The sequence below is a fragment of the Cellulomonas cellasea genome (assembly GCF_030372105.1).
Taxonomy (GTDB): Bacteria; Actinomycetota; Actinomycetes; order Actinomycetales; family Cellulomonadaceae; genus Cellulomonas_A; species Cellulomonas_A cellasea_A.
Window position 1 is genome coordinate 102,648 of sequence record NZ_JAUDBQ010000015.1, and the last position, 14,412, is coordinate 117,059.

7 protein-coding genes are annotated in these 14,412 nt (G+C 65.1%); 5 read left to right on the plus strand and 2 right to left on the minus strand.

Annotated elements, in window-relative coordinates; genetic code table 11:
• Positions 1-4: 4 nt before the first annotated feature.
• The 5 genes from brxC (at position 5) to QUV83_RS14345 (ending at position 12,586) form a co-directional block, all read left to right on the plus strand.
• Positions 5-3,502 (plus strand): BREX system P-loop protein BrxC, encoded by a 3,498-nt coding sequence (brxC, locus tag QUV83_RS14325; RefSeq protein ID WP_289565485.1) that lies wholly within the window; start codon positions 5-7, stop codon positions 3,500-3,502.
• Positions 3,502-7,008: a BREX-1 system adenine-specific DNA-methyltransferase PglX gene (gene pglX, locus QUV83_RS14330; RefSeq protein ID WP_289565487.1), complete on the plus strand. Its 3,507-nt coding sequence runs from the start codon at positions 3,502-3,504 to the stop codon at positions 7,006-7,008. Before brxC ends, pglX begins: the two co-directional genes overlap by 1 nt.
• A complete protein-coding gene (pglZ, locus tag QUV83_RS14335; RefSeq protein WP_289565489.1) occupies positions 7,001-9,499 on the plus strand; it encodes a BREX-1 system phosphatase PglZ type A in 2,499 nt (832 codons plus the stop codon). The genes pglX and pglZ overlap by 8 nt, the downstream gene beginning before the upstream one ends.
• A gap of 17 nt (positions 9,500-9,516) precedes the next feature.
• Positions 9,517-11,655, plus strand: a complete 2,139-nt coding sequence (gene brxL, locus QUV83_RS14340) for a BREX system Lon protease-like protein BrxL (RefSeq protein WP_289565490.1) — start codon at positions 9,517-9,519, stop codon at positions 11,653-11,655.
• Positions 11,656-11,737: 82 nt separating this feature from the next.
• The gene (locus tag QUV83_RS14345) at positions 11,738-12,586 is read left to right on the plus strand and encodes a hypothetical protein (RefSeq protein WP_289565491.1); all 849 of its coding nucleotides are present in this window, start codon (positions 11,738-11,740) and stop codon (positions 12,584-12,586) included.
• Positions 12,587-12,976: 390 nt separating this feature from the next.
• Here the strand turns inward: QUV83_RS14345 and QUV83_RS14350 are convergent, their stop codons facing one another.
• Positions 12,977-14,248, minus strand: a complete 1,272-nt coding sequence (locus tag QUV83_RS14350) for an erythromycin esterase family protein (RefSeq protein ID WP_289565492.1) — start codon at positions 14,246-14,248, stop codon at positions 12,977-12,979.
• A gap of 9 nt (positions 14,249-14,257) precedes the next feature.
• On the minus strand, positions 14,258-14,386 hold the full coding sequence (locus tag QUV83_RS14355; protein WP_289565494.1) for a hypothetical protein: 129 nt from the start codon (positions 14,384-14,386) through the stop codon (positions 14,258-14,260).
• Between the last annotated feature and the right edge of the window lie 26 nt (positions 14,387-14,412).

The following is a 14,412-nucleotide window of genomic DNA, read 5'->3' on the forward strand; positions in this document are numbered from 1 at the left end:
CTCGATGAAGCTCGACCAGATCTTCGCCAAGGACATCCAGCGTCCGATCGAGGGCGTCATCAAGGCAGATGACGCCGCGCACCTGGGTACCGAGGTCGACGAGTACGTTCTGACCAACGAGGCCGCCAAGGGCCTGGAGATCCTGCTTGAGGAGTACACGTCCTACACCAACGCCAACGGCGTGTGGATCTCGGGCTTCTTCGGCTCTGGCAAGTCGCACATCCTCAAGATGCTCGCCCACCTGCTGGGCGACGTCGAAGGCCAGGACTACCCGCGCCAGAAGGTCTCCGACAGCTTCCGCGCCAAGACTCCTGACGCCTTCCTGCCAGGCCTGCTCAACAAGGCTGACCACATCCCGGGCAAGAGCCTGCTATTCAACATTGACCAGAAGGCCACGCTGATCAGCAAGGATCAGACCGACGCCCTGCTCAAGGTGTTCGTCAAGGTCTTCGACGAGAGCCGGGGCTACTACGGCAACCAGGGCCACGTCGCCCGGCTCGAGCGCGACCTGGACAGCCGCGGCCAGTACGACGCCTTCAAGGAGGCGTTCGAACGCATCGCGGGTGTCTCCTGGACTCAGGGACGTGAGCAGAGTGCTCTGGAGGGTCCGAGCATCGACCGCGCCTTCGCCGAGGTCAACGGTGGGACGGCCGACGGCATCATCAAGCAGTACAGCGCTTCGTACTCGGTCTCGATCGAGGACTTCGCCGACGAAGTCAAGGCTTGGCTGGACAAGCAGGGCGACCCGGCCTTCCGCCTGAACTTCTTCGTCGACGAGGTCGGGCAGTTCATCGGCTCGGACACCAAGCTGATGCTCAACCTGCAGACGATCGCCGAGTCGCTCAACACCAAATGCGCCGGCCGCGCGTGGGTCTTCGTGACCTCTCAGGAGGACATGGACAAGGTCATCGGCGACCGGACCCGGCAGCAGGGCAACGACTTCTCCAAAATCCAGGCCCGCTTCAAGATCCGACTGAAGCTGACCAGCGCGGACGTCGAGGAGGTCATCCGCAAGCGTCTGCTCGACAAGAACACCGCGGGCGGGGCGGCACTGACCGAGATCTACGCGCACCAGCACGCCAACTTCAAGACGCTGTTCGACTTCGTCGACGGGGCCAAGACCTACCGCAACTACGCCGATGAGTCGCACTTCGTTGGGACCTACCCGTTCGTCAGTTACCAGTTCCCGCTGTTCCAGGCTGCGATCGAGGGCATCTCGGACCACAACGTCTTCGAGGGCCGCAACAGCTCGGTCGGTGAGCGCTCGATGCTCGGCGTCGTCCAACAGGTAGCCAAGGACATCGGCAACGTCGAGGTGGGTCAGCTCGCGACCTTCGACAGCATGTTCGCCGGCATCCGCGCCTCGCTGAAGGCCGCCGCTCAGCGCGCTATCGATCGCTCCGAGCGGGATCTGCCGAATCCTGATTCCGAAGCCACCAAGCTGGCGGTCCGGCTGCTGAAGACGCTCTTCCTCGTGAAGTACGTCGAGAGCTTTCAGGCGACCCCGCGCAACCTCACGGTGCTGGTCTATGACCGCTTCGGCCTCGACCTTCCCGCGCTGTCGGACCAGGTGAAGGAGGCCCTGGCGCTGCTGGAGTCGCAGACGTACATCCAGCGCAAGGGCAACGCGTACGAGTACCTGACGAACGAAGAGCAGGTCATCGAGGAGGAGATCAAGAACGTCGACATCGACGCCTCTGAGGTCAGTGGTCGGCTGTTCAAGGTCCTGTCCGGGGACGTCATCAAGACGAACAAGATCCGCTACGCCAAGAACGGGCAGGACTTCCCGTTCGGCTTCAAGCTCGACGACCAGGCACACGGTCCGCAGCGGGAACTGGCGGTCCACTTCATCTCACCGGAGTCCGCGTACTCGCTGGAAGAGATCCGCATGCACAGCGCGGGCAAGGACGAGCTGCGTGTGATTCTCGACCCCGACGCCCGAGTGCTCGCTGACCTGCGGTTGCTGATCAAGACCGAGAAGTACATCAAGCGCAAGCAGGGCAACTCGATCTCGGCCATCGAGGGGCAGATCCTGCAGGCCAAGGGTGCGCAGAACATCGAGCGCGAGAAGGAGCTCGTCGAGCGGGTACGGGGCTCGGTCGGAAAATCCACTCTGGTCATCAACGCCGCGGACATCGGGTCGAGCTCGCAGGACGCGCTGACCCGGGTGTCCGATGGCTTCCAGGACCTGATCAGCCGCACCTACACCCAGCTGAAGTTGCTCGCCGGCATCACCTACAGCGAGCAGCAGGTCGCCGGAGCGGCCAACCCCCAGAGCGGCCTGTTCGACGCCGCCACGTCTAGCAAGCTCTTCGAGCCGTCCGAGGAGGTGCTGTCCTTTGTCATCCGGAAGGAAGCCCTCGGCGAGCAGGTCACTGCCAAGACGATCGTCGACAGCTTTGCGGCCAAGCCCTACGGCTGGGATCTGGCCTCGATCGAGGTACTGATCGCCTTCCTGGTCGGCGCGTCCAAGGTCACGCTTACGGTCGACGGTAACGTCCTCAAGCGCTCCGAAGTTGCCACCACGCTGCGCAACACCCATCTGCACTCGCATACGGTGGTCGCTCGGCAGAAGACCTTTGACGAGCGCAAGGTCGCCGCCTTCCGAAAGTTCTGCACCGACTTCTTCGATGAGGCCAATACGCCCAAGGACCCGCTGGAGCTTGCCCGGCATGGGGCCGACAAGCTGAAGGGCAAGCGTGACGAGCTCAAGGCCACCGTGGCGGGCTCTAGGTACCCGTTCGTGGAGCAGCTCTCGGCCCCGATCGATCTGCTCGACCAGGTGATCGGCAAGTCTGACGACTGGTACCTGACCAACTTCAACCTCGGCGATGACCTGCTCGACGCCAAGGAGAGCACGATCGACCCGATTCAGGCGTTCCTGAGCGGTGGCCAGAGGGCCATCTACGACCAGGCCGTCGACCTGGTGGCCACCCACAGCAGCAACCTTGGCTACCTGCCGTCCGGCAGCGACGCCATCGTTCGCACAGCTCTGGACGACCCCAACGCCTTCCGTGGCAACCGGATGGCGCAGCTCAAGCAGGCCACCGACCATCTGAGCGCCCAGATCGACCAGGTCGTCGCCACCAACCGTGCCGAGGTCGCCGAGGCCATCGAGGGTCGCAAGGCTGAGCTCGAAGCGAGCGCCTTCTTCGCCAAGGCGACTACGGACGCTCAGGAGAGCGTGCTTCGGCGCGTCGACCAGGACATCAACCGCGTTCGCGGCGAGAAGCAGATTGCCCTCATCCGTGAGCTCGGGTCGAGCTTCGAAGAGACGGTCTACCCGGGCCTGCTCGACCAGCTGGCCTCTGCGCACCAGGGAGATGGTGACGATGACGGCGGCACGCCACCACCGTCGAAGCAGACCGTGTCGGTCAAGACCATCTCGGCCACCGGTGTCGGTGGGGTGCTTGAGACCGAGGAAGACGTTGACCGGTACCTCACAGCGCTGCGCAGCGCACTCGTCCAGACCCTGAATGACGGAAAGCGAATCTCTCTCTGATGGAAACCGCACCGCTGAAGTCGTTCGCCACCTGGGCGCGCACGGCACTCATTCGCGAGGTGACCGCACGCATCGCCGTCGTGCTGGCACCGGCGTCTCTCGAGCGTGTCGAGCAGCCCAGGGTCGTCGCGGCCGTGGAGAAGGCCGTCAGCAGGGCGGGTGGCGGTGACAAGGGCAAAGCAGCGGTCGCCGATCGGGTCGCCTACACCTGGTTCAACCGGATCATCGCTCTGCGCTTCATGGACGCCAACGGCTACACAGGCGTCGGCGTCGTCTCCCCACAGTCCGGCGTCGAGACCGGTCAGCCCGAGATCCTGGCCGAAGCCAAGCGCGGCAACATCGACGCCGCTGTGGCCGGCACCAAGACCCGCGAGACCGTCACGGGCCTGCTCAACGGCACCCGCCGCAGCGACAACGCCCAGGGCGAGGCCTACGCGCTGCTGCTCGCGGACTACTGCCGCTACTGGAACCGCGCTATGCCCTTCATGTTCGAGCGGGAGGGCGACTTCACCGAGTTGCTCATCCCCGGGAACCTGTTGGCAGATGACTCGGCGCCGAGTCGCGCCGTCAAGGTCCTGACCTCCGATGTGTGCAAGGACGTTGAGGTCATCGGCTGGCTGTACCAGTTCTACATCTCGGACCGGAAGGACGAGGTCTTCGCCGGGTTCAACAAGAACAAGAAGGCCGGCGCCGACGAGATCCCCGCAGCCACCCAGCTCTTCACGCCGCACTGGATCGTCCGCTACCTCGTCGAGAACTCCCTTGGCCGGCTGTGGATGCTTAACCGCCCGGGCTCGCGCCTTGTCGACCAGATGCAGTACTACATCGCGCCGATTGACGAGGAGGCCGACTTCGTCAGGATCGGCAGCCCTGAGGAACTCAAGGTCGTTGACCCCGCCTGCGGCTCGGGGCACATGCTGACCTACGCCTTCGACCTGCTGTACGCCATCTACGAGGAAGAGGGCTACGCTCCGGCCGAGATTCCGGGGCTCATCCTTACCAACAACCTTTACGGGGTTGAGATCGACCCACGCGCCGGCGCACTTGCGGCCTTCGCCCTGACGATGAAGGCCCGAGCCAAGCAGCGCACGTTATTCAGCAAGCGGGTTGAGCCCAACGTCTGCGTCCTCGAACCGATCAGCTTCACACCGGACGAGATCGACTTCCTACTGACCCGTGGCGGCGACAAGCACGCTGAGTTGGCGTTCTGGAACCAGTTCGCCCAGGCGAATGTCACCGGCTCGCTGGTGAAGCCGAATCGGGCCGTGCTCGAAGATGCCCGGCGTGGCCTGACGAATGCCAACGCCAACGCCGTCGACGGCGACATCCTGGTGGCCGAGCTGCTGGATCGGGCAGCGGCCACGATCCGACAGGCTGACGTGCTGTCGCGTACGTACCACGTGGCCGTGGCGAACCCGCCGTACATGGGTAGCGGGAACATGGAGACGACGCTCGCCAACTTCGCCAAAAGCGAGTATCCGCTCGCGAAGATTGACCTATATGCGATGTTCATCGACCGCTGCTTCGAGCTCGTCGATTCGATTGGCGCGGTCGCAATGGTTACCCAGGACAGCTGGATGTTCCTCGGGGCGTACGCCAAGTATCGCGTTTGGCTACTGAACCGCGCGTCGCTCGCGACGCTTGCTCATCTCGGGACGTCGGCCTTCGACACGATCAGCGGCGAGGTGGTCTCGACCGTTGCCTTCGTTGCGAACACGTACGGTGCAGGCGTTTCGCGGTCCGTATTTGTCCGGGCGGCAGACGTCGAAAGTGGAGCCAAGGCAGACGTACTCATGAGGGCGGCGGTCGGTTCCGAGGCTGAGCGGACCTGGGTGCGCAGCGTCTCGGAGTTCCTCGACGTCCCTAACACGCCGGTGGTCTATTGGGCATCGGATGGCGAGCTCGCTGCACTGCGCAAGGGGCCTTATCTCGGTGAGCTGCTGCAGGCCCGAGAAGGCCTGACGACTGGCAATAACGACCGGTTCCTGCGTCGCTGGTACGAGGTATCACAGGGCTCGATTGGCTTCGGCATCGAGTCGACAGAGGAGAGCGTAACGAGTGGTGCTCGCTGGTTTCCGTACCAGAAGGGCGGTTCTTCGCGTCGCTGGTATGGCAACTTCGACTTCGTTGTCGACTGGGAAGACGACGGCGAGAGGCCTCGGGCCAACATCGACGAGGCGACCGGGCGAGTCCGCTCGCACAACTACAACGGCACGTACGGGTTCAAGCGAGGGCTGACCTGGTCCGGGATCTCCGGCGATGGGTTCGCCGTCCGCGATGTCGAGGGTGGCTTCATGTTCGACGCCAAGGGGCCGATGGCATTCCCGAATCGTGAGGACGAGCTGCGCGTGCTGGAGGGCTTCCTCAACAGCTCGACCGCGACCAGGTTCATGCGCCTGCTCGCTCCTCGACTCGACTTCAAGCTCGGCCACGTGCTGAGCCTCCCGGTGCGGGTGCGGACCAGTGATCGGGTCTCGGAGCTGGGAACTCGGTGCATCGACCTTTCGAAGCAGGAGTGGGATGCCGACGAGCTGTCGGCCCACTTCCAGGGCTCACCGCTCCTTGGTGCTAGCCAGTCGCTTTCTGCGGCCGTCGACGCCTGCAACCGAGCCGAAGACGTGCGTGCCGAGTCGCTTGCGACGGCCGAGGAGGAGTTGGACAACTTCTTCGCCACCGCTTATCTGGGCGAGCAGGCGACCGGGAAGGTAGTTCGTCTCCCAGAGCCGGCGAACGAGGACGCGCGTCGCCGCGCGCATGTCGAAGATCTCGTCTCCTACGCCATCGGCTCAATGTTCGGTCGCTACAGCCTCGACGAGCCGGGACTCATCCTGGCCGACCAGGGCGCCACGGTTCAGGACTACCTGGCCAAGGTGCCGAACCCGACCTTCGGTCCGGACAGGGACAACGTCATCCCCATCGTGGACGGTGACTGGTTCGAGGACGACATCGTCGCTCGCTTCCGGAGCTTCCTCCGCGTTGCCTTCGGGGAGCAGTGCTTCGAGGAGAACCTGCGCTTCGTCACGGAGTCGCTCGGCATCAAGGACATCCGCGAATACTTTGTCAGAGCAGGTACTCGGGCGGCGTCGTCGAAGTTCTACGACGATCACGTCCAGCGGTACAAGAAGCGCCCGATCTACTGGCTGTTCTCCAGCCCCAAGGGATCGTTCAGTGCCCTGATCTACATGCACCGCTACACGCCCTCGACGGTCTCGACGGTGCTCAACGAGTACCTGCGTGAGTTCAGGGCCAAGCTTGCGTCGAGCCTCCAACAGAAGGAGAGCCTCGCCGCCGGCGGTGGGACACCGCGCCAGCAGGCGGCCGCGCAGAAGGAGGCCGACCGGCTGCGCAAGGTGCTGCTCGAGCTTGAGGGGTACGAGCACGACGTCCTCTACCCGCTGGCCTCCCGTCAGCTCTCGATCGACCTGGACGACGGGGTGAAGACGAACTACCCGAAGTTCGGGGCCGCCCTGAAGAAGATCCCCGGCCTTGAGGCCAGCGATGAGTGACGCCGCCACGGTCCGCCCGCACCTGCTGCGGTGGTTCGACAGCCACCGAGTCGTCTTCTGGCACGACCCGGACGGCCACTACGCCGCAGATTTTGCCGGTCTCGACCTACCAGGCGTCCAGACGATCCAGGTCGCCAATGACGAGTACGGGATCAAGAGGCAGTTGCTGCACGACAAGCCGGAGGGCAGGTTCCTGGTCTACCGCTCCGGTCAGGTTCCGGCCGGTATCGGGAACTGGCTGCTCGACCTGGAGCTGGCCTACGGGGTCTTCACGGCCGACCGCACCGCCCTCGTAGCGCAGGATCTCGGCCTGGCGGGCAAGGGCATCGACGAGGTCGTCCAGGCGCACGAGAAGTTCTTCAACGCGACCAAGCGCGTCCAGAGCCTCAAGGCGCTCCTGAACCCTGACGATGACGCGACTGACCTGCGGGCCAAGATGACCGCGGTGCTGCTGGGCCTCAAGGACACCCACAGCCTGCTGGAGATCACACGCGCCCTGATGGTCGAGAACGCCAAGGGTCAAGAAGCCAAGTACGGGGCCCTCGTTGATTACAGCCTCGATGACTTCTACTGGCGAGGCGTCACGCGCATCTACGGGTACGAGGCGACCTCGCCGAGCATCGACGACCTAGTGCTGTGGATCTTCCGGAGGGCCATCGAGGGCTTCAGGTCTGACCGGCCGGGTGGCCTGCAGAACATCCAGCTCGACTTTGCGAGCCTGCGTAACGACCGGCGTAGCCAGGAGGCGCTGGCAACGCTCGCCAAGCGGGCAGCCCGCGACCTCGACTACATGTCGCAGATCGAGGACGCGAGCTTCCGCGATCTGGTCGGGGTCGACCTGTTCGAGGAGATCGATCAGAAGATCATCAGCGATCTGGCGCGGGCAGTGGCCGAGCAGACCGTCACTTCGCGCGAGGTTGCGGATGTGGTCCGGGCACGTCAGAGCAGCGTGTGGATCGACAGCTACAGCCAGCTCTACACGGCCATCGGCAGTGCCTCTGAGTTGCTCGGTGAGCTGGCCTCGCTGGATCTGGGCATGCAGTCGTTCGACGACGGACTGCAGCGCTACCGCCGCGAGTGGTTCCGCATCGACCAGCTCTACCGACAGTTCGTCTACGCCGCGCGCACGGCTGAGTACCCCAAGCCGCTGGAACCCCTGCGCGAGCAGGTCGAGAAGCGCTACACGAACAAGTTCGTCTACGAGCTGGGGAACGCCTGGCAGCAGCAGGTCGACCAGGCCGAACGCTGGCGCTCGACAGCGCTCCGCTCGCAGACGGCCTTCTACGCCAGCTACGTGGAGCCGCTGGTGCGTGATGGCGACAAGAAGGCGGTCGTCATCATCTCCGACGCCATGCGCTATGAGGTGGCTGATGAGCTCGGCTCGCGCATCCGCCAAGAGGACCGCTTCGATGCCACGCTCGAAGCCGTACTCGGGGTGCTTCCCAGCTACACCCAGCTCGGCATGGCGGCGCTGCTGCCGCACTCGACGCTCAAGCACTCGACCGATGCCAAGACAGTGTTGGCTGACGACCGGCCGACGAACAGCACCACGTTCCGCGGCAAGATCCTGGAGGCTGTTGGTGGCTCGGCGATCCAGGCCGAGGACTTCAAGGCGATGGGCGCGGAGGAGCGGCGCGAGCTCTACAAGGCCAACCGGGTCTTGTACGTCTATCACAACCGAATCGACGCCACGGGGGACAAGCCCGGCACAGAACGCCAGGTCTTCGAGGCCGTGGATGACACGCTGCGCGACATCGTCGAGCTCGTGAAGAAGCTGGCCAGCGCCAACGCCACGAACATCTTCATCACGGCCGACCACGGCTTCCTGTTCCAGGACGAGGCGCTGGCCGACACCTTCTTCCTGTCGACCAAGCCGCACGGCGACGACCTCAAGTACGTCAACAAGCGTTTCGTGCTCGGAACGGGTCTCAAGGCTGACCCCGCCTTCGCTACTTTCGAGGCCGCCCAACTCGGGCTGGAGAGCGAGCTGGAGGTCCAGATCCCCAAGTCGATCCATCGCCTGCGGCTGGCCGGTAGCGGCTCGCGCTTCGTCCACGGCGGCGCGACGCTGCAGGAGATCGTCGTCCCGGTGCTGGTGGTCAACAAGAAGCGCAAGAGCGACACCAGACTGGTCAACGTCGAGGTCTGGCCGGAGTCGGACAAGATCACGACCGGGCAGGTCGTCGTCCGCCTGTTCCAGACCGATCCGATCAGCGACAAGGTTCAGCCGCGCACGCTGCGGGCTGGCCTGTACGTCGGCGAGACCCTGATCTCGAACCTTGTCGACCTGACCTTCGACCAGGCCTCGGCCGACAAGCGCGACCGCTACCAGGGTGCCCGGATGCTGCTCACCCAGGAGTCGAGCGACTACAACAACCGGGCCGTGGAGTTCCGCCTGGAGGAGCGCATCCCCAACACAAACCAGTGGCGGGTCTTCGCCAAGGCGGTCTACACGCTGAAGCGTTCGTTCGCGTCGGACTTCGACTTCTGAGGGGGAAGGGAGCAGAGATGAGTGAGACCGAGAACGAGACGCCCGAACCGAGCCCGCCGGAGCAGAGCGATCTCGATTACAAGATCAACCTGCTGTTCCCCGGAGTCGTCGTCCGCAAGGACCTGGTCAAGGCGGTCAAGGGCAACGCGATCGTGCCGACGTACGTCCTGGAGTACCTGCTCGGGCAGTACGCCGCCTCCGACGACGAAGCCACCATCCAGGCAGGTATCGACACCGTCCGCAAGATCCTGGCCGAGCACTACGTCCACCGCAGCGAGTCCGAGCTGGTCAAGTCGACCATCAAGGAGCGCGGCCGGCACCGGGTCATCGACAAGGTCGCTGTCACCCTCAACGAGAAGGCCGACGTCTACGAGGCTGAGTTCGCCAACCTCGGCATCAGGGGGGTGGTCGTCGACTCGCCGGTCATCAAGGCCCACCCCAAGCTGTTGGTCGGCGGCGTGTGGTGCATCTGCGACATCGAGTACTTCCACAGCGACGATCAGCGCGTTGTGCCCTGGATCCTCGGCTCGATCAAGCCGATCCAGCTCTCCAAGTTCGATGTCGAGCAGTACCTCGAGGCCCGGCGCGGGTTCAATACCGAGGAGTGGATCGACCTGCTCCTGCAGTCGATCGGCTTCAACCCGGCGATGTTCAGCAGGCGGGGGAAGTTCTTCCAGCTCGTGCGTCTCATCCCGTTCGTCGAGCGCAACTACAACCTGGTCGAGCTCGGCCCCAAGGGCACCGGCAAGTCCCACATCTTCTCCGAGTTCTCCCCCCACGGGATGCTGATCTCGGGGGGCGAGGTCACCGTCCCGAAGCTCTTCGTCAACAACTCCAACGGACGTATCGGCCTGGTCGGGTACTGGGACGTCGTCGCCTTCGACGAGTTCGCCGGCAAGAAGAAGCGCACCGACAGGGCGCTCGTCGACATCATGAAGAACTACATGGCGAACAAGTCGTTCTCCCGTGGGGTCGAGACGCTCGGCGCCGAGGCCTCGATGGTCTTCGTCGGCAACACATCACACACCGTGCCTTACATGCTGAAGAACGCCGACCTGTTCGACGAGCTGCCTGAGGCCTACCACGACCCCGCCTACCTCGACCGCCTGCACTGCTACATCCCCGGCTGGGAAGTCGACATCATCCGTGGCGAGATGTTCTCCGATGGCTACGGGTTCGTCGTCGACTACATCGCCGAAGTCCTCAAGTCGATGCGCTCGCAGGACTACTCCGACCGCTACCAGCAGCACTTCACACTCTCGCCCGACATCTCGACCCGCGACCGCGACGGCATCCACAAGACCTTTTCGGGCCTGATGAAGATCCTCTACCCAGGCGGCGAGGCCACGAAGGAGGAGATCGAAGAGATCCTCCGGTTCGCCATCGAGGGCCGCAAGCGCGTCAAGGACCAGATCCTGCGCATCGACTCCACCATGGCCGAGGTCAAATTCGGTTACCTCGACACCGCGGGCACCTGGCACGTCGTCGCTACGCTCGAGGAAACCGAGTACCCGACCTACTACCACCGCGGGCGCAAGGAAGAAGAGAACGAGCCGGAGGAGCCGCCGACCGACACTGACCCGCTCAGCGGTGGTGCCACTTCGGCCGGCGCCACGAGCACCGACAAGCCTGCCGAGCCGGAACCGGAGCCCGAGCTGTTCCAGGGGCACCGCGACTACCAGGAAGGCCAGCGCGGCGTCTCGTTCGACTCGCTGCTCGTCCCGTACCTGCGCGGCGCCACCGAGATCACGATCGTCGACCCCTACGTGCGAATGTTCCACCAGGCTAGGAACCTCATGGAGCTGGTCGAGGGGATCGCGCGTGGCAAGGAACCCGCCGACGAAGTGACACTCAAGCTCGTCACAGTCGAGAACCAGGATGGTCCAGAGAAGGCCCAGCGCCAGCTGGAGTACCTACTCCAGATCAAGAAGAGCGCCGGTGTGCTCGGCATCGTCTTCGATGTCGAGCTGGTCGACCCGACCGCCATCCACGACCGCTCGATCACGACCAACACCGGCTGGAAGATCCTGCTCGGGCGTGGGCTGGACATATTCCAGCGCATGGCCGACAGCCCCTTCGACCTGGCCACCAAGTACCAGAAGTACCGCGAGCTCAAGGGCTTCGGCATCACGTATCTCCGCGAGACCAGCGAGTAGACGGCAACATGGAGCCGAGCTCACGCTGCCACCTGCGAGGAGCCACACCCAAGGTCTGGCCGATCGCAACCAGAGGAGTCCAATGAGCGACTGGTGGGAGCTGTACGCCGCTTCAATCCCCGACGGTGCGGACCTGGTGGCGTCAAGAGACACCCCAGGCTGGGTCCGTGGCTTCTTCCGGGGAGCGGACGGGATTGGAGGACACGCGGAGTTCGCGAAGATCGACCTGCGCGGACCGGCGGCGATCGTTGCGGCCATCAGCCTCGCAGCGGGCGTCGTCGGCACCGTCGCTGTCGTCAAGAACGCCTCCCGCGTCCAGCAGTGGTGGGAAGACCAAGTCCTACCGACCGCTCAGACGGCGTTGAGTCGAATCACCCGACAGGACGAGTTGCCCAGCCGATCCGCCACGCCTGAGCTGGTGTTGAGCGAACCGGTCGTAGAGAGCTTCTCCAACGAGATTGACGATGCGTTGGAGGACACCAGGACCAGCATGAGCACTGCCGAAGCGCAGCGGCACCTGCTTGAGATTCTGATGGCTGCCTCGATCATCGCCGACAGGATGCGAGCTCTCTCCAGCGCTCGGATCGAAGATGACGCCCAGCTTCCGGAGCTGGCGAGCGCGATGGAGAAGCTAACAACTCAGCAGGTCACGGACAGGATCAATCGGATGCTTGAGGCGAACACGTCCCTGCTCGACGACGAGACATCGGCGATCTTCGCGAAGGTCTTCGGCGGCGGTCTGGTCGTCGACATGGAGTACGTCCCGCTGAGGAACGAGAGCGTCAAGGAAGCGTTGTGCCTACCGGGCTTCGAGGCGCATCGCTCAATCGAAACCTCGGACGCCGAGCCGTGTGACCCGGGCGCACAGGAGCCGCCGAGCCCGGCCACTGGCCACCAGGAAGGGGATCGAGGAGATCGGCACTTGCCATGAGCGCGGTGTCCCCCAGCAGTTCTGCCCCGTGCGACGCCTTGCGACGGTCGAGAGTTTGGCCGCACACCCGGACGCCCGAAAGCGCAGTTCAGGCGCACGAGGACGTGCTCTCGGCTCGGACCTTCCGTCGACGTATTCCCGCAGGTCAGCGTGCTGCAGTGTGAGCAGTCGGCCCGATCGTGTGTGACGCGGTGCTCGAAGACCGTCCGTGCCCGCAGGTCAGGCAGTTGTGTCACCACCCCGCCATCGGCTCTGATTCGGATCAGGGCCTAGCAGTGACAAAACCCCTCGCGGGGGCCCGGAAGGGCGTCCCGCGGGGGGTTCAGTCGTTCCAGCGGCGTTCGTTCGGGCCCTTCGCGCTCGCATGCGCCCGCGAAGACCTGCTCGCGTTCATCGCGTTCCCAGCCGCGCACTGTGCCCACGGTTCATCGGACACTCCTGGCGCCCGGCGGGGTCGCGACGTCGGGGGATCCACGTCGACGGCGAGACGCGCCGGTGGTAGACGACCCCGTCGTACGCCGACCGCAGGTTCACCTCGAGCGCCGACACCCGGTGCAGCACCGGCGTGACCACGGCCCCGAGCGCCCGGTGGAGGCGGTCCTCGTCCAGCCACGCCGCGTCCGGGTCGTCGGACGTGCCCGCGAGGTCGACGACGAACCGCTCCCCCGCGGCGTCGAAGACCCGCTCCACTAGCGACGGGCCGTCGTCGAGGCGGGTCGACCAGGTCCGCGGCGACCGCTGCGCGCGCGTCAGGAGGGTGCTCTTGGCGAGGTACTCGCCACTCCCGAAGAGCTGCGCGAGCGCGTAGTACCGATCGCCGAGAGCGGCCCGCAGGTGCGTGCCGAGCGTCGCGACCGGGGCGTCCGGCCCGTGGACGGCGATGTGCCCGTTGTGCGCCAGCAGCAGGACGGGCGCACCCGACGCCGCGACCGCGAGCACGGCGTCGGCCATCGCCCGGTCGCGGACCACCATGAGGTCGCGCCCCCGCACGCCCGACCGCGGACCGTCGAGCTCGTACCGCAGCCCGGTCTCGAGCAGCGCGAGATCACGGTTGACTGCGTCCTGGCCCGTGCCGTCGCGGGCACCGGTCACGGTGTCGAGCAGCGCACGCAGCGCATCCGTCCGCCCCAGCAGGCGACCGTCCCGCGCACGGACACTCACCTGCGACGCCCGCAGGGGTGCCGACGCTGGTCCGTCCACCGTCACGCGCAGACGTCGGAGCGCGGCTCCCGGCAGCTGAGGGTCGATCCCGACGACCCGCACCTGGTCGTGGAGGTCGGCCGTCGCGTTCCGCGCGCGCACCCACGCGAGCAGCTCGCGCATTTCGCGCACATGCCACGTCCAGAAGCCGAGGCCCTCGAACGCGTCCGCGAGGGCGTCGTCCGGCGCACCGCGCCGCACTGCTGCATCGACGTCCACAGTCGCCGCCGCACTCGCCTCCAGCGCGACGACCCGGCAACCGCGGTCCTCGACCATGCGGCGGAGCAGCGCGGTGCGGACCTCGAAGAACTCGCGCGACCCGTGCGTGGCCTCGCCGACCGCGACCACTGTGCACCCCGGTGGTGCGAGCAACGGAACGTCGCCGTCCGCCTCGACCGGGGTGAGATGGGTCCGCAGCCAGTCCGAGCCGACGGGTGCCTCGGTGCGTCCTTCGGTGCTCATCGCGCTCCCCTAGTCGCGGTACCCCTGCGCCTGCAGGGTGAACATCGCAGCGTATTGTCCGCTGAGCTCCAGCAGCTCCTCGTGGGTGCCCTGCTCGATGATCCTGCCCTTGTCGATCACGAGGATGTGGTCCGCCATCACCGGCACTGACTCGGATCAGGGCC

Bases quoted from the DNA above. Each gene is read 5' to 3' on its own strand.
- brxC (WP_289565485.1), top strand. From the start codon at position 5: ATGAAGCTCGACCAGATCTTCGCCAAGGACATCCAGCGTCCGATCGAG.
- pglX (WP_289565487.1), top strand. From the start codon at position 3,502: ATGGAAACCGCACCGCTGAAGTCGTTCGCCACCTGGGCGCGCACGGCA.
- pglZ (WP_289565489.1), top strand. From the start codon at position 7,001: ATGAGTGACGCCGCCACGGTCCGCCCGCACCTGCTGCGGTGGTTCGAC.
- brxL (WP_289565490.1), top strand. From the start codon at position 9,517: ATGAGTGAGACCGAGAACGAGACGCCCGAACCGAGCCCGCCGGAGCAG.
- QUV83_RS14345 (WP_289565491.1), top strand. From the start codon at position 11,738: ATGAGCGACTGGTGGGAGCTGTACGCCGCTTCAATCCCCGACGGTGCG.
- QUV83_RS14350 (WP_289565492.1), bottom strand. From the start codon at position 14,248: ATGAGCACCGAAGGACGCACCGAGGCACCCGTCGGCTCGGACTGGCTG.
- QUV83_RS14355 (WP_289565494.1), bottom strand. From the start codon at position 14,386: ATGGCGGACCACATCCTCGTGATCGACAAGGGCAGGATCATCGAGCAG.